At 63.3% G+C, this 842-nt stretch carries 1 protein-coding gene and 1 pseudogene; one reads left to right on the forward strand and one right to left on the reverse strand.

From position 1 onward, the window contains the following. Positions 1 to 44 precede the first annotated feature (44 nt). Positions 45 to 254: pseudogene (locus A5699_RS29225) on the forward strand (potassium-transporting ATPase subunit KdpA); the annotation flags it as partial. Positions 255 to 305: 51 nt separating this feature from the next. Here the strand turns inward: A5699_RS29225 and A5699_RS29230 are convergent. Continuing rightward, the coding region (locus A5699_RS29230) for an IS630 family transposase (protein ID WP_157561054.1) at positions 306 to 842 on the reverse strand (537 nt) is incomplete at its 5' end.

An 842-nucleotide genomic window follows, 5' to 3' on the forward strand; every position in this document is an offset into this window, starting at 1 on the left:
TGGCGGCGATGTCGGTGATCGCGACGGCCAGCGTCAGCCTGATGATGCTGTTCCAGCTCCAGGCCCACGGCACCGTCGTGCACGCCGCGGGCGCGCCGGTGGAGGGCACCGAGGTCCGGTTCGGCGTCCCTGGTAGCGCGACGTTCGGCCAGGCCGCCACCGCGACCGGCGATGGCGCGGCGAATGCGTCGTACGACAGCTTCGCCAGCCTCGGGGGCGCGGTGCTGATGCTGAACATGATGCTCGGCGAAGTGGCTCCCGGCGGCGCGGGCAGCGGTCTCTACGGCCTGGTGATGATGGTGCTGCTAGTGGTCCGTCTGCGATTTGATCTGGTTAAGAGTGGCTCTGCCGCGTTGGACTTTGGCGATGATGTCCTCGGCGGTGGCTTTCCAGATGAAGGGCTTGGGGTCAGCGTTCCAGTGCGCGGCCCATGCGGTGATGGCTTCGGTGAGTTCAGCGACGCTGGTGAAAACACCACGACGCAGTCGTTTGTCGGTGAGTTCTTTGAACCAGCGTTCCACCAGGTTTACCCACGAACTCGAGGTCGGGGTGTAATGCAGGTGCCACCGACGACGATCCTTGTGCGCCAACCACTTCGCGATCTCAGGGGTGGAGTGCGCCGACAAGTTGTCCAGCACGACATGTACACCGAGACCACGCGGAACGCTGGCATCGATCTGTTTGAAGAACCGCAACACGTCAGCGCCGGTATGCCCCTTGCGCAGGTCGGTCAATACCTCACCGGTAGCAACATTCATCGCCGCGAACAGATCGATGGTGCCGTTGCGTTTGTAGTCGTGTGTCATCGTTCCCGCGCGTCCGGGTTTCATCGGCAACGATGG

This window comes from Mycobacterium sp. E802 (assembly GCF_001666875.1).
GTDB lineage: Bacteria > Actinomycetota > Actinomycetes > Mycobacteriales > Mycobacteriaceae > Mycobacterium.